At 57.2% G+C, this 19,861-nt stretch carries 17 protein-coding genes and 1 pseudogene; 14 read left to right on the top strand and 4 right to left on the bottom strand.

Going from position 1 to position 19,861, the window contains the following annotated elements:
* The first annotated feature begins 196 nt into the window (after nt 1-196).
* A complete protein-coding gene (locus tag MX657_RS12175) occupies nt 197-865 on the top strand; it encodes a GntR family transcriptional regulator (RefSeq protein WP_346805887.1) in 669 nt (222 codons plus the stop codon).
* Between the two features lie 117 nt (nt 866-982).
* Here the strand turns inward: MX657_RS12175 and pqqU are convergent, their stop codons facing one another.
* The gene (gene pqqU / locus MX657_RS12170; RefSeq protein ID WP_080329230.1) at nt 983-3,097 is read right to left on the bottom strand and encodes a TonB-dependent receptor PqqU; all 2,115 of its coding nucleotides are present in this window, start codon (nt 3,095-3,097) and stop codon (nt 983-985) included.
* A 242-nt stretch (nt 3,098-3,339) separates the two neighbouring features.
* Here pqqU and MX657_RS12165 point away from each other — a divergent pair, with 242 nt between their 5' ends.
* Complete coding sequence (locus MX657_RS12165) at nt 3,340-4,401, top strand: YncE family protein (RefSeq protein ID WP_119915719.1); 1,062 nt, start codon at nt 3,340-3,342, stop codon at nt 4,399-4,401.
* 51 nt (nt 4,402-4,452) lie between these two features.
* On the opposite strand, the gene ansP is transcribed toward MX657_RS12165, so the two are convergent.
* Complete coding sequence (gene ansP / locus MX657_RS12160; protein ID WP_014883943.1) at nt 4,453-5,949, bottom strand: L-asparagine permease; 1,497 nt, start codon at nt 5,947-5,949, stop codon at nt 4,453-4,455.
* A 398-nt stretch (nt 5,950-6,347) separates the two neighbouring features.
* Complete coding sequence (locus tag MX657_RS12155) at nt 6,348-7,238, bottom strand: LysR family transcriptional regulator (RefSeq protein WP_080329228.1); 891 nt, start codon at nt 7,236-7,238, stop codon at nt 6,348-6,350.
* Between the two features lie 112 nt (nt 7,239-7,350).
* On the opposite strand from MX657_RS12155, the gene MX657_RS12150 reads away from it, so the two are divergent.
* From MX657_RS12150 to MX657_RS12100, 11 genes and pseudogenes are all read left to right on the top strand, one after another.
* A complete protein-coding gene (locus MX657_RS12150) occupies nt 7,351-7,749 on the top strand; it encodes a (R)-mandelonitrile lyase (protein ID WP_080329227.1) in 399 nt (132 codons plus the stop codon).
* 74 nt (nt 7,750-7,823) lie between these two features.
* Nucleotides 7,824-8,363: an adenylate kinase gene (locus MX657_RS12145; protein ID WP_346805886.1), complete on the top strand. Its 540-nt coding sequence runs from the start codon at nt 7,824-7,826 to the stop codon at nt 8,361-8,363.
* A gap of 110 nt (nt 8,364-8,473) precedes the next feature.
* A complete protein-coding gene (locus MX657_RS12140) occupies nt 8,474-9,475 on the top strand; it encodes an LLM class flavin-dependent oxidoreductase (RefSeq protein ID WP_346805885.1) in 1,002 nt (333 codons plus the stop codon).
* Entirely contained in the window at nt 9,472-10,593 is a 1,122-nt protein-coding gene (locus tag MX657_RS12135; RefSeq protein ID WP_346805884.1) for an amidohydrolase, read from the top strand. The genes MX657_RS12140 and MX657_RS12135 overlap by 4 nt, the downstream gene beginning before the upstream one ends.
* Before the next feature lie 16 nt (nt 10,594-10,609).
* Nucleotides 10,610-12,872, top strand: a pseudogene (locus MX657_RS12130) (NtaA/DmoA family FMN-dependent monooxygenase).
* A 9-nt stretch (nt 12,873-12,881) separates the two neighbouring features.
* On the top strand, nt 12,882-13,391 hold the full coding sequence (locus MX657_RS12125; RefSeq protein ID WP_346805883.1) for a GNAT family N-acetyltransferase: 510 nt from the start codon (nt 12,882-12,884) through the stop codon (nt 13,389-13,391).
* Between the two features lie 9 nt (nt 13,392-13,400).
* Nucleotides 13,401-14,327: an amino acid ABC transporter permease gene (locus MX657_RS12120; protein WP_252001673.1), complete on the top strand. Its 927-nt coding sequence runs from the start codon at nt 13,401-13,403 to the stop codon at nt 14,325-14,327.
* Nucleotides 14,311-15,084: an amino acid ABC transporter ATP-binding protein gene (locus MX657_RS12115; protein ID WP_116339657.1), complete on the top strand. Its 774-nt coding sequence runs from the start codon at nt 14,311-14,313 to the stop codon at nt 15,082-15,084. The genes MX657_RS12120 and MX657_RS12115 overlap by 17 nt, the downstream gene beginning before the upstream one ends.
* Nucleotides 15,085-15,177: 93 nt before the next feature.
* On the top strand, nt 15,178-15,795 hold the full coding sequence (locus MX657_RS12110) for a glutathione S-transferase family protein (protein ID WP_119915713.1): 618 nt from the start codon (nt 15,178-15,180) through the stop codon (nt 15,793-15,795).
* Nucleotides 15,796-15,832: 37 nt separating this feature from the next.
* Nucleotides 15,833-16,063: a tautomerase PptA gene (gene pptA, locus MX657_RS12105; RefSeq protein ID WP_080329217.1), complete on the top strand. Its 231-nt coding sequence runs from the start codon at nt 15,833-15,835 to the stop codon at nt 16,061-16,063.
* 195 nt (nt 16,064-16,258) lie between these two features.
* On the top strand, nt 16,259-17,260 hold the full coding sequence (locus tag MX657_RS12100) for a Kdo(2)-lipid IV(A) acyltransferase (RefSeq protein WP_346805882.1): 1,002 nt from the start codon (nt 16,259-16,261) through the stop codon (nt 17,258-17,260).
* Between the two features lie 25 nt (nt 17,261-17,285).
* On the opposite strand, the gene MX657_RS12095 is transcribed toward MX657_RS12100, so the two are convergent.
* Nucleotides 17,286-17,600: an ArsR/SmtB family transcription factor gene (locus tag MX657_RS12095; RefSeq protein WP_346805881.1), complete on the bottom strand. Its 315-nt coding sequence runs from the start codon at nt 17,598-17,600 to the stop codon at nt 17,286-17,288.
* A gap of 160 nt (nt 17,601-17,760) precedes the next feature.
* On the opposite strand from MX657_RS12095, the gene fusA reads away from it, so the two are divergent.
* Nucleotides 17,761-19,860 carry an elongation factor G gene (gene fusA / locus MX657_RS12090; RefSeq protein ID WP_346805880.1) on the top strand — a complete coding sequence of 700 codons (2,100 nt, stop codon included), beginning with the start codon at nt 17,761-17,763 and terminating at the stop codon, nt 19,858-19,860.
* Nucleotide 19,861: the final 1 nt, after the last annotated feature.

The raw sequence follows: 19,861 nt of genomic DNA, 5'->3' as shown, positions 1-19,861 counted from the left end.
TTAATAAATGGACATAGCTTTTCGCGCCATCATCCCGGATGCGCCCGAAACTGATAAAAAAATCATTTTGCATTTTTTGCTGTTTTTACGTACTTCCCACCACCAGGCATGACGATACAGGATATATCGGACCAGCGTCGTTTTATTTAAACTGACGTTTAAAAATAGCATTAAGTTTTAGCTACAGGAATTGAACATGCTTGATTTGGATCATTTAGAAAAAGCGCAAAGGATCAGTCTTACCATGCAAGTTGAACTGAGTTTGAAGGGAGCGTTAATTACAGGCTCACTCAAACCTGGCGCGCGACTGATTACGAAAGAGATCGCCGATAAATTAGGAACCAGCATTACCCCCGTTCGCGAGGCGCTGTTGCGCCTGGTGTCGGCAGGGGCGTTACAGGCCACACCAGCCCAGGCATTTCTGGTGCCAGAAGTCACGCTGGAGCGCTATAACGAGATTAACGCCATCCGCAAGCAGCTTGAGCCCATGGCGGTTGCTGCGGCCTGTCAGAATATGTCTGATAGCAAACTGGAGACGTTGCGCAAATTGTCAGATGCGTTTCATGACGCCATGCGCAACGGCAACGTCCAGCAGGCATTGCATGCGAATCGCGTCTTCCGTTTTACGCTTTATCAGTACGCGGAAATGCCCACGCTGAATGCGTTAATTGAACAGCTTTGGGTGCGCATCGGCCCTTGCATTAACTATCTGCACCAGGAGCTTAACGACATTAAAGAGGCGACCTATCACTATGATGAACTGCTTTCTGCCCTGGAACGCCGGGATGTTGACGCCAGCCAGAGGGCGATTGATAAGTTGATTGATGACGCGAATACGCTTTTACAGCGACAATATTTTAACTGAGAGATTATTTAACAGAGCGACTATATACGTCATCCAATTATTTATCTGATGAATAACACCCGATGGCAATAAGCCATCAGGGGTTATTTCATTTATAAAATAAACTTTACTGTTTTCTTACTCGAAACGATAAGAGACCGACAGCCCCACGCCGTAGTTACGGCCTGGTGCTGGCTCGTAATAGCGCCCGTTGGATTCGTTGACAATCACTGAGCCGACATACTCTTTGTCGAACAGGTTATCAACGCGGCCAAAGAGATCCATTCCCCAGTTGCCGTAGTTGAATTTGTAGCCGGTATTCAGCCCAACCACCGTGTACGATGGCGCTTTCGCCGTGTTTTCGTCGTCGGCCATGATATCGCTCATGTAGCGCACGTCCGAGCCCGCGTACCAGCCTTCTTCAGGCTGCCAGCCAAACGACGCATAGCCCATATTGCGGGCGATGCCCGGCATACGGTTGCCGTTACAGTCCGCGTCGCCGCAGACGTTGGTCCGGTAGGTGGCATCAAGATAGGTCCACGCCATTTTCAGCTTCCAGTTCTCCGCAAACTGCTGATCGAGAGAAACTTCCACACCCTGACGGCGGGTCTTTCCGGCATTTTTATAGCTGGTACGGCCGCCAGAGCTGGCATCCACCACGATCTCGTCATCCGTATCGGTGCGGAACAGCGCTGCCGTCAGCAGGCCGTTGCCCACGCGGGTTTTACTCCCCACTTCATAGGTGTTGTTCGTGGAGGGCTGCAGGCCAATATTCAGGCCGCCCTGGTTATCGGCGCGATAAGAGAGCTCGTTGATGGTTGGCGTTTCGAAGCCACGTCCTGCGGCAGCGTAAATGTTCCACGCGTCCGTCACCGCATACTTCACGGAGCCCGCCGGGAGCCACTTGTGATAGCTCGCGTCACCGCTGTCGTCGCCGTTGCCCGGCGTAACGTAATGGTCGTTAGAATCAAACCAGACCGAGCTGTAACGCACGCCCGCATCGACGGACAGTTTCTGCGTCAGCTGCCAGCTGGTTTGCAGATAAGGGTCAACGTTCCACATCAGGTTACGTTCGTTCCGGCGTTTATCACCCTTGACGCCGTAGTCCGGCACGCCGTTGTTCATCACGAAGTTCTCGTACCCGCGGCGGTCTTCACTCATGTTTTCATAGTTCAGACCGGTGGTGAAGGTGACCGGCACCAGCAGTTCGCCGCGGTGCGTCCAGCGAGTATCAACGCCCTGATAATGACGCTGCATATCAATCACGCCGCCGGAGTGAGAAGGCCTCAGCTGCGGCTGATAAGGGATCGACTGGTACTGCGTCATTTCACGCTCGCCGGCGTACATCATCACGCTGAGATCGTCCTGCGCGCTGAGCTGGCGGTCATAGCGCAGTCCGGCCTGGGTTTGTTTGATGGTCTTGCGCGTATTGTACTGATCGCCGCGCGGAGACTGGCGCGGGTTATTCTGCCACTCCTGATAGCTCAGGCCGCCCGGATCGTTGGCCTTCATGTCCACGCTGTTGAAAATCAGCGTCAGCTTGCTCGCGTCGTCGATGCGTACGCCCAGTTTGGCATTAGCGAGGTTCTTCCGCGCACCGCTGTGGTCGCGGTAGCCTTTGGTGGTGAAGCGGGTGGTGGATACGGTGTAATCCACATCTCCCGCGTGCGTCCCGTCCCCCATTGCGCCGGTGGCTTTCATGCCGTAGCGCCATGTTCCGTAGCTGCCGTAATAGCTGCTGGCCTCAATGGTCGGCGGCTGCTGTCCGGTCTGAGTGTTGATGTTAATCACGCCGCCAGAGGCGTTTCCGTACAGGGCGGAGAAGGGGCCGCGCAGCACCTCAACGCTGTCAATGCTGGAGAGATCGATGTTGGAGGTCTGGCCCTGTCCGTCCGGCATGGTGGCAGGAATACCGTCGACGTACATGCGGATGCCGCGCACGCCAAACGTTGACCGGGCACCAAACCCGCGCATCGAAAGCTGGAGATCCTGGGCATAGTTCTGGCGGTTCTGAATCTGTAGTCCCGGAACGCTGCCAAGCGATTCGGAGAGATTAATGCGCGGCGCGGCATGACGCATATCCTCGCCATTCACGACGCTGACCGCTGCCGGGGTATCAAGCTCTGATACGGTCTGCGGCGTGGCGCTGACGATCATGGTCTGTTCCTCTGCGCTCATCGCATCAAGAGGCGCAAAAACAACGGGAACCAGCAGCAGCGGGAGTGATGCCTTACGGGCAGAAATGATTTTCATGAGTAAAACCGGTTGTGGTGTATAAACGAACCAAATGGAACATGTCCATACATGTTAAAGGTTTTGTAAATGTTTTGAAAACTATAACCGCACATTGCGTTAATGGAAGGCAGCAAGAGAAAGAAATACTCCACATTTAATCTATTAATGATTACTATTCTCATTATCAGAACGGCAATGCCATGACGTTGCCAGCCGGAAGCGATGTCAGTAGTACACCCACTGTTAAAAAAGGAATTGTTATGTCTTTACGCCATCTGTGCTCGCCACGCCTGAGCACGTCTCTGCTCTCTGCCGCTTTACTCTTTGCCGGAACCTTCCAGGCGCATGCCGCCGAAGAGATGCTGCGTAAAGCGGTAGGTAAAGGTGCCTATGAAATGGCGATCAGCCAGCAGGAGAACGCGCTGTGGGTTGCCACGTCACAAAGCCGTAAACTCGACAAGGGTGGCGTTATTTATCGTCTTGACCCGACGACGCTGGACGTGACGCAAGCCATTCATAGCGATCTCAAACCGTTTGGCGCCACCCTCGACGGCGCGACGCAAACCCTGTGGTTTGGCAACACCATCAACGGCGCGGTGACGGCGATTGATGCGAAAACGGGCGACGTGAAAGGGCGTCTGGTGCTCGATAGCCGCCAGCGCAGTGAAACCGTCAAACCGCTGCAGCCGCGCCAGCTGGTGGCGGATGAGGCGAGCAACACGATTTACATCACCGGTGTGGGTAAAGAGAGCGTGATTTGGGTCGTGGATGGCGCAACGCTGAAGCTGAAAGAAACCATTGCTAATACCGGCACATACAGCACCGGTCTGGCGCTGGATGCTAAGGCAAAACGCCTGTACACCACCAATGCTGACGGCGAGCTGGTCACCATTGATACCGCCACCAACAAAATTCTGAGCCGCAAAAAAGTGCAGGACGACGGTAAAGAGCACTTCTACCTGAACCTGAGCCTGGACACCGCCGGTCAGCGTGCGTTCCTGACCGATTCAAAACAGCCGGAAGTGCTGGCGGTGAGCCTGAAAGACGGCAGCGTGATCGAGAAGATCGCCGCGCCTGAATCACTGGCCGTCCTGTTTAACCCGGCCCGCAATGAAGCCTACGTGACGCACCGTGAAGCCGGTAAGGTGAGCGTGATTGACGCGAAAACCTACAAAGTGACGAAAACGTTCGATACGCCGGTCTACCCGAACAGCCTGGCGCTCTCGGCGGATGGCAAAACCCTGTACGTGACGGTGAAGCAGAAATCTACCCGCCAGCAGGAAGCGACCCAGCCTGACGACGTGATTCGTATCGCGCTGTAATATAAAAAAAGGGAAGGCATTTGCCTTCCCTTTTTAATGCTTATTGGATGCTTAACGCGAGGTCTCTTCCACCAGCGGCGCGTCGTGTTTTTCATCATCCGGATGAACCGGCGCGGTGCTGTGAATTTCGTGAACGCGCTTACGCACGCCGAACCAGCCAGCAATCAGCAGCACGGCCAGCAGCGGAATGGTGGCGATAGTGTAGGTACCGTTCGGGTAGTCGAACGCCATCAGCACCAGCACGCTGAACAGGAAGAGCAGGGTGAGCCAGGAGGTCACCGGCGCGCCCGGCAGCTTGAAGCTGACGTCAGCGGCTTTGCCTTCTTTAATGGCTTTACGCAGACGCATCTGGCAGACCACGATAAAGGCCCAGGAGGCGATAATGCCGAGTGCGGCCACGTTCAGAACGATTTCGAAGACCTGAGACGGCACCAGGTAGTTCAGGAACACGCCAAAGACGTACACCACCAGCGTAGCCAGAATACCGGCATACGGCACGTGCTGCTTGCTCATCTTCGACATGAACTTCGGCGCCGAACCGCCCATTGACATGGAGCGCAGGATACGACCAGTCGAGTAAAGACCGGAATTCAGGCTGGAGAGCGCCGCGGTAAGTACCACGATGTTCATGATGCTGCCAACGTAAGGCACGCCGAGCTTAGAGAAGAAGGTGACAAACGGGCTCTGACCGGCCTGGTAGGCATTCCATGGCAGCAGAAGAACCAGCAGCACCACGGAGCCGACGTAGAACAGACCGATACGCCAGATCACGCTGTTAATCGCTTTTGGCACCATCGTCTGCGGGTCTTTACATTCACCCGCAGCGGTACCCACCAGCTCGATAGAAGCAAAGGCAAACACGACGCCCTGAACCAGCACCAGCGCGGGCAGCAGACCGTGCGGGAAGAAACCGCCGTTATCGGTTATCAGGTGGAAGCCGGTGGCATTGCCATCCAGCGGTTTGCCGCTGCCGAGGAAGACGGTACCGACGACCAGGAAGATCACAATCGCCAGCACTTTGACCAGCGCAAACCAGAACTCCATCTCGGCGAACCACTTCACGCCGATCATGTTCATGGTGCCGACGATCGCCAGCGCGCCAAGGGCAAAGACCCACTGCGGCACATCACCGAACGCGCCCCAGTAGTGCATATACAGCGCGACGGCGGTGATGTCGACGATACCGGTCATCGCCCAGTTAACGAAGTACATCCAGCCTGCCACGTAGGCGGCTTTTTCACCGAGGAATTCGCGGGCGTAAGAGACAAAGCTTCCGCTGGACGGGCGATGCAGTACCAGTTCGCCCAGCGCACGAAGAATGAAGAAAGAGAAGATCCCGCACACCAGATAGACCAGGGCGAGAGCCGGGCCAGCCATTTGCAGACGTGCGCCAGCACCTAAAAACAGACCCGTTCCGATAGCGCCGCCGATGGCGATCATTTGAACCTGACGGTTGCCCATCGCCTTGTGGTAGCCCTCTTCGTGGGAGTTCAACCAGCGACGTTTAGCAGCATGATGATCGGCTGCGCTTTTATTGCTTGTTTTCATTGAGTTACCTGTTTGCCTGTCTGAACCATTATCGTGTTAGTCCTGCCTGGCAGAGCACAATACAAACGATTGCTTCTGCGCAAACACATGCCGCCTTCCCAGTCATTCTGCGTATGGATAAGGCGAAACATGGCGAGGCATCCTACCTGCAATTCATAAGCGACGCAAAATATAACCGTGCCGAAAGTGATGCACGTCGAAGGAAATCGTGTGGTCAGAGCAGACAAGGATTACAACGCGCTGAATCGTGGTGAGTTTTTAGACAAAGCTGTCACGCATATGCTGCTTTAATCATCAGGTTCGCTTAATAGTTGAAGGGTGTAATTGATAAAGAGTGAATATTCGTTATGGTGGTGACCGCTATCCGCAGTATCTTCTGGCGTGTTTCGGGAAGTAAGCTACCCTTTGCGTAGCGCCTCAACCAGTAGGGCGAAGGCCGTGGTGTGCTGGCGGCGGCTTGGGTAGTAAAGATGATAGCCGTCAAACGCCGGGCACCACGCCTCCAGTACCCGAATTAAACGTCCCTGCGCGATAGCCTCCTGGACGGTGTCTTCCGGCACGTAAGCCAGCCCCAGCCCGTTCTCGGCGGCATCAATGCGCTGCGGCAGACTGTTAAGCGTGAGCTGACCCTCAACCCGCACGCGGATCTCGTGTCCGTTGCGTTCAAACTCCCAGGCGTATAGCCCCCCGCGCGTGGGCAGACGCATATTGATACAGCGGTGCGCAGCCAGCTGCTCGGGTGTTTCCGGCGCGCCATGGTGCTCGAGATAATTAGCAGAACCAACAACGGCCATGCGCATATCCGGTGCGATTCGCACGGCTATCATATCCTTTGCGACCTGTTCCCCCAGACGAACCCCCGCGTCGAATCGACCATCGACGATATCCGTCAGGCCATTATCGACCGTCACCTCAACATGAATGTCGGGATATTTCATCATAAAGGCTTTCAGTACCGGCCACAGTACGGCGCTCATCGCATGCTCCCCTGCGGTGATACGGATATTCCCCGCGGGTTTGTCGCGGGTATCCCGCAGCGTGGCAAGCTCCTGCTCAATCTCCATCAGATGCGGACTTAAACGCATGAAGAGCCGTTCGCCGGCCTCGGTAGGGGCAACGCTGCGGGTGGTGCGTGTCAGCAGGCGAACATCCAGACGCGCTTCAAGATTTCGCATCGCGTGGCTTAACGCCGATTGCGAAACGCCCAGCTGCGCTGCCGCGCGGGTGAAGTTGCACTCGCGGGCGACAACCATAAAAGAGAGTAAATCGTTAAAATTGTCTTTTAGCATCGCGGCTTACCTCATTTATGAATTGTGCTCATGGTTCCTTTCTGATTATGCAGTCTAATGCTCACGGCACCTTTGCGCTACTGTTAGCGGAACAGCCAACGAGGAGTAAAGTATGAAAATTATTCGTAGCGGTTCATTACCTTCCGTCCAGGGGCCAGAAGCCTGGTTCACCGGCACCGTGCGCATTGATGCGCCGTTCCAGGCGACAGAACCAGCAAAAGTAGGCGGAGCTACGGTGACCTTCGAGCCTGGCGCGCGAACTGCCTGGCACACCCATCCGCTTGGGCAAACGCTGATTGTCACCCAGGGGCGTGGCTGGCTGCAGGAGTGGGGCAAAGAGGCGGAGCCGCTGAATCAGGGTGACATCGCGTGGATCCCGCCGGGCGTCAAGCACTGGCACGGCGCATGTGCGCAAACGGCGATGACCCATATTGCCATCGCCGAAGCGGTAAATGGTAGTCCGGTTGAATGGCTGGAGAAAGTCACCGACGCGCAGTATAAAAACGAATAGCCGTTTAGCGTTTCGATAACAAAACGAAAACGCTATGATGCGATCCGTTTTCTTCAGCATGTCCAGGCGGAACGGTGAAAATCAATATTATTGGTACCAGCGGGAGCGGAAAAAGTACGCTTGCCCAACGCATCGCGGCGGAACTGGCGCTTCCCTACATTGAGATGGACAGGCTTTACTGGCGGCCCGACTGGCAGGGAACGCCCGATGAGGAGCTGCTTGATACGCTGGCGAATACGCTGGATGCCACGCCTGGCTGGGTGCTCGACGGTAACTACAACCGGACGCGCCCTGTGAAGTGGCGTGATGTGGATATGGTCGTGTGGGTTGACTGCGGCTTCACCCGCACGCTCCGGCAGGCGGTCACGCGCGCATTCAAACGCGCATGGCACCGGCAGGAGCTGTGGCCGGGCACAGGAAACCGTGAAAGCTTCCACCGCTCTTTTTTCAGCCGGGAGTCAATCATTATCTGGACGATCAAAACCTGGCGCAGTAATCGCGAGCGCTATGAAGCAGATATGCAAAATCCGCAGTATGCCCACATTCAGTTTGTCCGCATTACCTCCCGACCGCAGGCCGAGGCGCTGATTTCATCGCTAAAATCACACCGTTAGCAAGGTTATGCTTTTCTGTTTTCCGGCAAACCAAATGTAAATTAATTGTTTCTCAGTGGTGAAATCCGCCTTTAATAATGTCGACATGTTAAGTCAAACGAGAACGCAACATGTCATGGCGAATCAGCATTCTGGATAAAAGCCCCATCGCTGAAAATGAAACGGCTGCCGATGCGCTGGCGCGGACGTTAGCGCTGGCGCAGCAGGCAGAAAATCTGGGCTATCACCGCTTCTGGATTGCCGAACACCACAACACACCACAGCTCGCCAGCCCCTCGCCGGAGCTACTGATTGCCTGGATCCTCGGGCAGACAAAGCGCATCCGCGTCGGATCCGGCGGCGTGATGCTTCAACACTACAGCCCCTATAAAGTCGCTGAAAACTTTAACGTGCTGGCCGCGCTGGCGCCAGGTCGCGTGGATCTGGGCGTCGGGAAAGCCCCCGGCGGACTGCCGCTCTCGACCCGCGCGCTGCAGACTGGCTTGCATCCCCAGGAAAAAGGCAGCTTTGCCGAACAGCTGACGCAGCTTGATCGCTGGATCCACCCTGAAAACCAGTCGGCGGAAGAGGCCGTTCGCGCCACGCCGTTGCCGCCGGTACCTGCCAAGGGCTTTCTGCTGGGGGCCAGCACCGAAAGCGCGCTGCTCGCCGCCTCACTCGACTGGCACTTCGTCTTTGCCGCACATCTGAACGGTGACCCGGAACTGCTGCGCGAGGTAGTCACCGCCTGGCGGAATAATAGCGCGCGGGACGTGATTATGGCGGTGCAGGCGATTGTCGCGCCGACGCAGGCCGAGGCAGACGCGCTGGCGCAGAAGGTCGAAGTGTGGGGCGTTGAGCTGGCAAACGGACAGCGTGTCACCGTGGCAAGCGAAGAACAGGCCTACGCGTTTGCCCGTCAGGCGGGCAGCGAGCCGGTGCGCATTGCCCTCAGGGCGCAGTCTCTGCTGGCGGGAACCGCGGAATCGGTGCTCGAACAGCTTAACGGGCTGCACGAACAGTGGGGCATTGACGAATTTATCATCGACACGCCGGTCGCGGAGGGGGCAACGCGCGTTGCGTCGCTGCGTCTGCTGGCCGAGGCGCGTCTTAACAGGGAGGTCACCGTATGAGCTTCGGCGAACAACTGATTGCCTGGCGTCGTGAGCTGCACCGGAACCCGGAGCTGTCCGGCCAGGAAGTGGAGACCACCGCTCGCCTGCACCAGTGGCTAACGAATGCCGGTATTCCCCCACAGCCATACGATCTGCCGACCGGGCTGGTGGCGGAAATCGGAACCGGTAACAAGCTGATTGCGCTGCGGGCAGACATTGATGCCCTGCCGATTGAGGAGCGCAGCGGCGTGCCGTTTAGCTCGCAGCGTGCAGGCGTGATGCACGCCTGCGGACACGATATCCACACCAGCGTGATCCTCGGTGCCGCGTTAAAGCTGAAAGAGCGCGAAACCTCGCTCCACGGCCGGGTGCGGATCTTGTTCCAGCCTGCCGAAGAGAACTTTGGAGGGGCGAAGAGCATGGTGCGTGCCGGTGCCCTGCGCGACGTGAGCGCGATTTTCGGTATGCACAACGAGCCCGGCCTGGCGGTCGGGGAGTTCGCCACCCGCGGCGGGCCGTTTTATGCCAACGTCGATCGCTTCGTGATCCGCATCACCGGTAAAGGCGCACACGCCGCGCGTCCGCACGAAGGCAACGACGCCATTGTGCTGGCGAGCCAGCTGATAACGGCGCTGCAAAGCGTCGCCAGCCGTAACGTCAACACGCTGGATTCGGTGGTACTGAGCGTAACGCGCATCGCCGGGGGCAACACCTGGAACGTGCTGCCGGAAAGCGTGGAGCTGGAGGGCACGCTGCGCACCCACCGCACGGAGGTGCAGCAGAACGTGAAGGCCCGCGTGGGCGAAATCGCCGCCGGGTTTGCCAGCGCCTTCAGTGCGCAGATCGACATCACCTGGTATGCCGGACCCACCGCGCTGGTGAACGACGAGCGCTGGGCTGACTTCGCGACCTCCGTTGCCAGAGAGGCAGGCTACGAAACCCGTCACGCAGAGCTGCATATGGGCGGGGAAGATTTTGCGGTCTATCTGCAGTCTGTTCCCGGCGCGTTTGTCAGCATCGGTAGCAACAGCCCGTATGGTTTACACCACCCGGCGTTTAACCCGGACGAAGCATTAATTGAGCCCGCTGCCCGCTATTTTGCCCAGCTGGCGGAAAAAGCCCTGCAACACGTTTAATACTGGAGAGGTAAATATGTCTGCACATCGTCAACTGCGGCTTGGGACCATTTTGCATGGTGCATCCGGAAACATGTCCGCCTGGCGTCATCCTGTGGCGACCGCTGACGCCAGTATCAACTTTGATTTCGTCAGGGAGACGGCGTTGAAGGCGGAGGAGGGCAAACTCGACTTTCTGTTCGTTGCCGACGGCCTCTATATCAATGAGAAATCCATTCCGCATTTTTTAAATCGCTTTGAGCCGTTAACGGTATTATCCGCGCTGGCAAGCATCACCTCGCGCCTGGGGCTGGTGGGAACCTTATCCACCTCCTACAGCGAGCCCTTTACCACGGCGCGCCAGTTCGCCAGCCTCGATCATCTGAGCAACGGACGTGCGGGCTGGAACGTGGTGACCTCGCCGCTGGAGGGCTCGGCGAAGAACTTTTCCCGCGAAAAACACCCTGAACATGCCCTGCGCTACCGCATTGCCGATGAGTACCTCGACGTGGTGAAAGGGCTGTGGGACTCCTGGGAAGGCGACGCGTTTATCCGCAACAAAGAGAGCGGTCAGTTTTTTGATCCGGCTAAGCTGCATACGCTCGATCATCGGGGCGACTTCTTTCAGGTCGCCGGGCCGCTGAATATTGGTCGCACCCCGCAGGGGCGTCCGATTGTTTTTCAGGCGGGCGCGTCGGACGACGGGAAAAAGCTGGCGGCAAAACATGCCGACGCCATTTTCACTCATCACGAAACGCTCGATGAGGCCAAAGCCTTTTACCGGGACGTGAAGCAGCAGCTGGAAACAAACGGACGCCGCGCGTCAGATTTGCATATCTTCCAGGGCGTCAGCGTAATCGTGGGTAAAGATGCCGAGGACGCGGAAAACCAGTATCAAACCACGGCGGCGTTGGTGTCGATTAACGATGCCCTCAATTACCTGGGGCGCTATTTTGAACATCACGATTTCAGTCAGTATCCGCTCGATGAGCCCTTCCCGGATATCGGCGACCTGGGCAAAAACAGCTTCCGCAGCACCACCGATGAAATCAAGCGCAATGCCGCCGAGCGCAACTTAACCCTGCGCCAGGTGGCCCTTGAGGCCGCGTCACCGCGCCCGCGCTTTTCCGGCACGCCGGAGGAGGTCGCCGACGGCCTGCAGGCCTGGTTTGAAGGCTACGCGGCGGACGGCTTCATTATTCAGGGCGGTACGCCGGATACCTTTCCGCGCTTTGTTGACCAGGTGGTGCCCGTTTTGCAGGCCCGCGGCCTGTTCCGCACCGACTACCCCGGCACCACGCTGCGCGAAAGCCTTGGCTTAGACCAACCAAAAAACCAGTTCACACAACAATAAAGAGAAAACCGCTATGCAGAAAACATCGCTTATTCTGGCGCTTGCGCTGGCCTTTACCCCTGCCGTCTGGGCAGAGAATGTGAACATTAACGGCACCGGCGTGAGCATCGAGGCCAATAAAACACCGATCAATACCGACAAAAACAGCGAGGCGGTGGCGCAGCTGCCGAAAGATTATCGTTTTGCCGTGCCGGGGAAATTTACCGTGGCGATAGCGGGCCTCAATCAACCGCCGCTGACGGTATTTTCCGACGACAACAAAACGCTGCTCGGCAGCGAGGTTGACGTCGCCCGTCTGGTCGCCGACAGCCTCGGGCTGGAGCTGAACGTGGTGCCGACCTCGTGGGAAGACTGGCCGCTGGGCGTGGCGTCCGGGAAATACGATGCCGCCATCAGCAATATTACCGTCACCAAAGCGCGCAAAGAGAAATTCGATTTTGCCACCTACCGTAAGGACTCCCTCGGTTTCTACGTGAAATCGACCAGCCCGATCGAGTCGCTTCAGAAGGCGGAGGACATCGCCGGGCTGCGGATTATCGTTGGTTCCGGCACCAACCAGGAAGCCATCCTGCTCGCATGGAATGCCGACAACCTGAAGAAGGGGCTGAAGCCCTTTACGCCGATCTATACCAAAGACGATGCGGCACAAACGCTGGCACTGCAGTCCGGGCGCGCGGATGCCTACTTTGGTCCGAACGTGATTGGCGCCTGGAAAGCGGCGCTGACCGGGAAAACAAAACTGGTGGGCAGCGTCGACGGCGGCTGGCCGAAGGCAGCGCACATTGCGGTGACGCTGAAGAAAGGCAGCGGGCTGGTTGAGCCGGTGCAAACCGCGCTGAACGGGGTGATCAAAAACGGCGATTACGACAAAGTGCTCAACCGCTGGGGGGAAGGGGTGGAGCGCATTCCGCAGTCAGAAGTGAACCCTGCGGGCCTGGGTGATTAAGGAGGCGCTATGCGCGAACAATTTCGTGACGTTTCACCGGAAGATGCCGAACTCCAGCCCGTTATCGAGGGGCTATTCGGTGAATATGCCGCCCGCTACGGGGACTATTTTTCCAAAGATGCTGAGGTGGAGCTCACCGAGTGGTATTTAGCGCCACAGGGGCTGTTTATCGTGCTGGAGCGCGACGGAAAAATCATTGCCACCGGTGCGTATAAACCCTTCGACGAACGCACCGCGGAGATCAAACGCATCTGGACGGACAAAACCCTGCGTCAGCAGGGGCTCGCCGGGCGCGTGGTGCAGGAGCTGGAGCGCAGGGCGGTGCTGGCGGGTTACAGCCAGATCTACCTGACCACAGGTTTTCGCCAACCGGAAGCGGTGCGGCTGTATCTCAGCCAGGGCTACCAGCCACAGTTTGATCTCGACCGCGATCCGGAAGAGTACAGCCAGCCGCCGTTTGACGGTCGGTTGCGCTTCACTAAGACGCTGGTACGCGAAGCGTTCAGCAAAACCGCATGAGGAACGACGATGAGCAACGTTGAAACCATTAAGGTGGTCCCGGCGCGTTATCCGCTGCGGGCCGTCGGCGCCGCGGTGGCGCTGTTTGTGCTGGCGGTCGTGATCCAGTCCGTCGCCTTCAACCCGCGCTGGGAGTGGGCGGTGTTCGCCCGCTGGTTCTTTGACCCGGTTATCCTCGAAGGCGTAGGGCAGACCCTGCTGCTTACCCTGATCGGTACCGCGCTGAGCGTGGTGTTGGGCGGCATGCTGGCGCTGGCGAGACTTTCCTCGTCCTGGCTGCTGAGCAGCCTGGCGTGGGGCTATATCTGGCTGTTTCGCTCGCTGCCGCTGATTGTGGTGCTGATCATCCTCTACAACTTTTCCTATCTCTACGACACGCTCTCTCTCGGCGTGCCGTTCACCGGCATCACCTGGGGCAGCTTTGAAACCATTAACGTACTCGGGCAGTTTTCCACCGCCGTCGTAGGGCTGACGCTGGTGCAGAGCGCCTACACCGCCGAGATTATTCGAGGGGGCTTCCTCGGCGTGGATCACGGCCAGTATGAAGCGGCCGCCGCGCTTGGCCTGCCTGCCTGGCGACGCACGGTGCGCATCATTTTGCCTCAGGCGCTGCGCACCATTCTGCCGTCCGGGTTCAATGAAATTATCAGCCTCGCCAAGGGGACGGCGATGGTCTACGTCCTGGCGATGCCGGAGCTGTTCTATACCATCCAGATGATCTACAACCGCACCCAGGAGGTGATCCCGCTGCTGATGGTTGGGGCCGCCTGGTACCTGGTCATTACCACTGTTTTGTCAGCCATTCAGTACGTTGTTGAGCGCGGTCTCGCCCGCAGCGAACGCCGCTCTGCCGTAAATCAGAACCGCGACACTCGCCGCGTCCGTTCCGTGACCACCACGCCAGCACAGGAGCCCGTTCATGCAAGCCTCTCCTGAAGGACATATTTCGATTACCGGCGTCAGCAAGTTTTTTGGCCGCCATAAGGCGCTCGACAACGTTTCGCTTGAGATCCCGCCGGGGTCCGTGACGGTGATCCTCGGGCCGTCCGGTTCGGGCAAATCAACCCTGCTGCGCACCATTAACCACCTGGAGCGCGTCGACGAAGGCTTTATTCAGATAGACGGGGATTACATCGGCTATCGCCGCCAGGGTGACAAACTCTACGAGCTGAAGGAGAAGGAGATCCTCAAACAGCGCGTCAACGTGGGCTACGTGTTCCAGAACTTCAATCTCTTTCCGCATCTGACGGTGCTGGAAAACCTGATTGAAGCGCCCATCGCGCATAAGAAGCTCAGCAAAAAAGAGGCGGTGGAAAGGGCATACAGCCTGCTGGATGTGGTCGGGCTGCGGGATAAGGCTGACGCCTGGTCACGGCATCTTTCCGGCGGTCAGCAGCAGCGCATCGCGATTGCCCGCGCGCTGGCGCTGCGCCCCCGCGTGATGCTGTTTGATGAGCCGACCTCGGCGCTGGATCCTGAACTGGTCGGCGAAGTGCTGGACGTGATCAAAAAGCTCGCCCGGTCCGGCACCACGCTGGTGGTGGTCACCCATGAGATCGGTTTTGCCCGCGAGGTGGCGGACCAGGTGGTGTTTATGGTTGACGGGAAAATCGTTGAGCAGGGGAGCAGCGACGAGGTTTTGAACCGTCCGTCGCACCCACGCACGCGCCAGTTCCTCTCTAAAGTGCTGTAAGGATCGCAGATGAAAAAAACAGGCGGTCAACCCGCCTGGGATAACCTGCTCATCGTGCTCTACACTTAGGGTTTTTATTCCTGAGGGGGCAACATGATGAAACTCTATGGCGTACCCGGCTGGGGCTCGGCAATCGGTGAAGTGATGCTAACCCTGGCAGATATCCCTTATCAGTTTGTGAACGTGGACGGGTTTGACCAGCCCGGCCCGCAGCGCGAGCTGCTGCAAAAACTCAATCCGCTGTGTCAGGTACCCACGCTTGAGCTGGAAAATGGCGCGATCATGACCGAAACGGCGGCCATCGCCCTGATGGTGCTCGACAGATGTCCCGATCTCGCTCCGCCCGTGGGGCAGGCCGAACGTCAGCAGTTTCAGCGTCTGCTTATCTGGTTTGTGGCGAACGTCTATCCCACCTTTACTTACGCCGACTACCCCGAACGCTGGGTGCCAGATGCGCCGGAACAGTTGCAGAAAAACTGCATCGAGTACCGGAAATCACTTTACCTGTGGTTTGACAGCCAGCTGAAAGCCTCGCCTTTCGCATTGGGTGAACGGCTGACGCTGCTGGACGTTTATATTGCAGTAGCGCGTACCTGGGGGCCGCGTCATGAATGGTTTGCGGCAAACACGCCCAATATTACGGCCATCGCCGATTCCGTTTGCGCACTGCCGGAACTGCACAAGGTGTTAAAGGCAAACAACATTATCTGATAACGTGGAATGCCCACACCTAACAGGAAGCCTGCAAATGCCACATGTCGATATTAAATGTTTTCCCCGCGATCTGAATGACGAACAAAAAACTGCCCTGGCAGCGGATATTGCCGAGGTGATTATTCGCCACTTCAACAGCAAAGACAGTTCAGTGTCGGTGGCATTGAACCAGGTAAACCCGGAAGACTGGAAAGCGCAGGTCTGGGATACCGAAATAGGGCCGAAGCTGGACGCGTTAATTAAAAAACCAGGGTATTCAATGTAAGCCCGTTTGCCGGGGAAGGGCTGCGTCGTCCCCGGCTTTACCTGCCTCAATGCTTTCTTTTTCGCAAAAAACGATAAAAATGAGTTTTATCTTATCCGTTACACTTTACGTTTCTGACTGACATTTTATACATCCTTAGGAAAGATCTGGCACAGAATCACGTTAAGGACAGCAACGTTAAAGGATAATTTTCTCATGACAAAATTACCCCGGTTTTCATCCATCTTTTTTCACCCTCGTTACTGGCTAAGCTGGACAGGCATCGCGGCGCTTTGGCTCATCATGCTGCTGCCGTACCCGGTGCTGTACAGAATTGGGCATCGCCTGGGGCGGTTAGCCATGCGTTTGTTGCCTCGCCGCGTCGACATTGCCCGCCGCAACCTTGAACTTTGCTTCCCGGAGATGAAAGCGGAAGAGCGTGAAGCCTTGCTGCAGCGTAATTTTGAATCCGTGGGGATGGGGGTAATCGAAACCGGCATGGCGTGGTTCTGGCCCGAGTGGCGCGTGCGTAAATGCTTTACCGTGCGAGGGTATGAACATATGGAGCAGGCCAGGGCGCAGGGAAGAGGCGTGGTGCTGATCGGCATGCATTTTCTGACCCTTGAGCTGGGCGCACGGATATTTGGCATGCTTAACCCTGGAATAGGGGTTTATCGTCCCAATAATAATGCGTTGCTGGACTGGCTACAAACGCGCGGTCGTCTGCGTTCAAATAAAACCATGCTGGATCGCCATGACTTAAAGGGCATGATCCGCGCCCTGAAGCAGAATGAAATTCTCTGGTACGCGCCGGATCATGACTATGGCAAAGCCAACAGCGTGTTTGCGCCTTTCTTCGCGGTTCCGGATGCTGCCACGACGGCGGGCAGCTATATGCTGGTAAAAAGCGCAAAGCCTGCCGTCATTCCGTTCGTGCCGCGCCGCAAGGCGGACGGTACCGGGTACGAGCTGATTATTCTTGAGGATATCAGCGCTTCATTGCAGGGCGCGGATAAAACGTCGGTTGCAGCGCAGATGAACCGGGCGATCGAGCGCGCGGTGCTGATGGCACCCGAACAGTATATGTGGCTGCATCGACGCTTCAAGACGCGTCCTGAGGGCGTGCCGGACAGATATACCCGTAAAAAAATCTCCGCGCCCCCTCGGACTGGCTTAACCGACGATGAATTCTCGCAGCAGTCGGGCATGCAGCACTAAAACGCCACGCAAAAGGCTGCTGGAGCTAGTTTCCGGCAGCGCTTTTGACCTTTAGCAGTATCTCCATCAGCCCCGGGAAGCGGGCATCCAGATCCTCTCTTCGTAATGAAATCATATTTTCTCGTCCCTGCGGACGCTGCCAGATGACGCCACTGTCGCGCAACACGCGCCAGTGATGGGTCATCGTTGACTTCACCACGTCGTCCGGGCGCAGCGCGTTACAGCTGAGTTCACTGCCATCGGCCAGTCGGCGGATAATCGAGAGGCGAAGCGGGTTGCCGAGGGCAAACAGCACATTTTCCAGCAGTATTTGTTCAGTTTCAGGGTGGTTAGGGATCATCGTTTTCCTGCGCGTGATGTCAGATTTAGCTATATCAACAATAGGTCAACCCTTAAAAAATAGTTCGATAATACTCGTACAATAGGACTATTATAGCAAACGAACCAATGCACGACCATCCCGGTCGTCACAAACACGTCATAGTGACTAAGGAAATATCATGCCCCGACCCATTCCTCTCGAACGTTATCGCAACATCGGTATCTCCGCGCATATCGATGCCGGTAAAACCACCACCACTGAGCGCATCCTGTTTTATACCGGGATGAGCCACAAGCTGGGTGAAGTACACGATGGCGCGGCAACCACCGACTGGATGGCGCAGGAGCAAGAGCGCGGGATCACCATTACGTCCGCGGCGGTCAGCTGCTTCTGGCCAGGCATGGACAGAGGCTTTGAGCCGCACCGGATCAACATCATCGACACCCCGGGGCACGTGGACTTCACCATTGAGGTGGAACGTTCCATGCGCGTGCTCGACGGCGCCGTGATGGTGTATGACTCCGTGGGCGGCGTGCAGCCGCAGTCGGAAACCGTCTGGCGTCAGGCCAATAAATATCACGTTCCGCGGCTGGCCTTCGTCAATAAAATGGACCGTCCGGGCGCCGACTTCTTCCGCGTCGTGCGGATGATGCATGAGCGCCTGAAGGCCAACCCGGTGCCGATTGTCATCCCGGTGGGTGCTGAAGATCATTTCACCGGCGTGGTGGATCTCATCAAGATGCGCACCATTCTGTGGGACGATGCGACGCAGGGCATGGTATTTACCTATGCGCCCGTGCCGGATGATTTAGTCAGTACCGCCCAGGAGTGGCGGGAAAAAATGGTCTCTGCCGCGGCGGAAGCCAGCGAAGAACTGATGGATAAATATCTGGAGACGGGCGATCTGTCGGAAGCGGACATCATCTGGGGGCTGCGCATTCGCACCATCTCGGGCGAAATCCAGCCGATGCTGTGCGGCAGCGCCTTTAAAAATAAAGGCGTGCAGCGCATGCTCGATGCGGTGATTGAGCTGATGCCGTCGCCGCTGGACGTGCCGGCTATTGACGGCGTGGATGAAAAAGGGCAGCACGCGGAACGTCATCCAAGCGATGACGAACCGTTTTCCGCCCTGGCGTTCAAACTGATGAGCGACCCGTACGTCGGACAACTGACCTTCATCCGCGTGTACTCCGGTGTGCTGCGCAAAGGCGACGCGGTGTACAACCCGGTGAAAGGGAAGAAAGAGCGTATCGGGCGTATCGTGCTGATGCACGCCAACGATCGCCATGAGGTGGACGAACTGCGCGCCGGGGATATCGCGGCCTGCGTGGGGCTGAAGGACGTGACCACCGGCGACACGCTCACCGATCCGAACGCCGTGATCACGCTTGAGCGCATGGAGTTCCCGGACCCGGTTATCTCGCTGGCAATTGAGCCGAAAACCAAGGGCGATCAGGAGAAAATGGGGATCGCGCTGCAGCGTCTGGCGGCGGAAGATCCGTCGTTCCGCCTGCATACCGACGAAGAGTCCGGCCAGACGATTATTTCCGGGATGGGTGAGTTACACCTGGAGATCATCGTCGACCGCATGAAACGTGAGTTCGGCGTCGAGGCGAATATTGGTCGTCCGCAGGTGACGTACCGCGAGACCCTGCGCAAGGCGGTGAAGGATATCGAAGGTAAATTCGTCCGTCAGTCCGGTGGTAAAGGGCAGTATGGCCATGTGGTCCTGAGCCTGGAGCCGCTGGAGCCCGGAAGTGGCTTTAAATTTGAAGATGCCACCAAGGGCGGCGTGGTGCCGCGCGAGTATATCCCGTCCGTTGAGAAAGGGCTGCGGGAGGCGATGAACAGCGGCGTGCTGGCGGGCTATCCGGTTGTCGATGTCAAAGCGACGCTCACGTTTGGCTCGTACCACGACGTCGACTCCTCGGAGATGGCGTTCCGCATGGCGGCGATCCTCGGCTTCAAGGAGGGCGCCCGCAGGGCGGATCCGGTCATCCTGGAGCCTGTGATGCACGTGGAGGTGGAAACGCCGGAAGAGTACGCCGGGAACATCATGGGCGATCTCTCTTCCCGACGCGGCATGGTGCAGGGGATGGCAGAGCAGTACGGAAGCCAGATTATTCGTGCTGACGTGCCGCTGGCGGAGATGTTTGGTTACGCCACGACGCTGCGATCGATGTCCCAGGGACGCGCGACGTATACGATGGAGTTCCATCATTTTGCGGAAGCACCGCGGAATGTTGCGGATGAGATTATTGCGAAGCGTGCGAAGTAGT

It is taken from the genome of Enterobacter chuandaensis (assembly GCF_039718975.1).
Taxonomy (GTDB): domain Bacteria; phylum Pseudomonadota; class Gammaproteobacteria; order Enterobacterales; family Enterobacteriaceae; genus Enterobacter; species Enterobacter chuandaensis.
This window is presented reverse-complemented; position numbering and strand designations above follow the sequence as displayed.

Bases quoted from the DNA above. Each gene is read 5' to 3' on its own strand.
- MX657_RS12175 (WP_346805887.1), top strand. From the start codon at position 197: ATGCTTGATTTGGATCATTTAGAAAAAGCGCAAAGGATCAGTCTTACC.
- pqqU (WP_080329230.1), bottom strand. From the start codon at position 3,097: ATGAAAATCATTTCTGCCCGTAAGGCATCACTCCCGCTGCTGCTGGTT.
- MX657_RS12165 (WP_119915719.1), top strand. From the start codon at position 3,340: ATGTCTTTACGCCATCTGTGCTCGCCACGCCTGAGCACGTCTCTGCTC.
- ansP (WP_014883943.1), bottom strand. From the start codon at position 5,949: ATGAAAACAAGCAATAAAAGCGCAGCCGATCATCATGCTGCTAAACGT.
- MX657_RS12155 (WP_080329228.1), bottom strand. From the start codon at position 7,238: ATGCTAAAAGACAATTTTAACGATTTACTCTCTTTTATGGTTGTCGCC.
- MX657_RS12150 (WP_080329227.1), top strand. From the start codon at position 7,351: ATGAAAATTATTCGTAGCGGTTCATTACCTTCCGTCCAGGGGCCAGAA.
- MX657_RS12140 (WP_346805885.1), top strand. From the start codon at position 8,474: ATGTCATGGCGAATCAGCATTCTGGATAAAAGCCCCATCGCTGAAAAT.
- MX657_RS12135 (WP_346805884.1), top strand. From the start codon at position 9,472: ATGAGCTTCGGCGAACAACTGATTGCCTGGCGTCGTGAGCTGCACCGG.
- MX657_RS12125 (WP_346805883.1), top strand. From the start codon at position 12,882: ATGCGCGAACAATTTCGTGACGTTTCACCGGAAGATGCCGAACTCCAG.
- MX657_RS12120 (WP_252001673.1), top strand. From the start codon at position 13,401: ATGAGCAACGTTGAAACCATTAAGGTGGTCCCGGCGCGTTATCCGCTG.
- MX657_RS12115 (WP_116339657.1), top strand. From the start codon at position 14,311: ATGCAAGCCTCTCCTGAAGGACATATTTCGATTACCGGCGTCAGCAAG.
- MX657_RS12110 (WP_119915713.1), top strand. From the start codon at position 15,178: ATGATGAAACTCTATGGCGTACCCGGCTGGGGCTCGGCAATCGGTGAA.
- pptA (WP_080329217.1), top strand. From the start codon at position 15,833: ATGCCACATGTCGATATTAAATGTTTTCCCCGCGATCTGAATGACGAA.
- MX657_RS12100 (WP_346805882.1), top strand. From the start codon at position 16,259: ATGACAAAATTACCCCGGTTTTCATCCATCTTTTTTCACCCTCGTTAC.
- MX657_RS12095 (WP_346805881.1), bottom strand. From the start codon at position 17,600: ATGATCCCTAACCACCCTGAAACTGAACAAATACTGCTGGAAAATGTG.
- fusA (WP_346805880.1), top strand. From the start codon at position 17,761: ATGCCCCGACCCATTCCTCTCGAACGTTATCGCAACATCGGTATCTCC.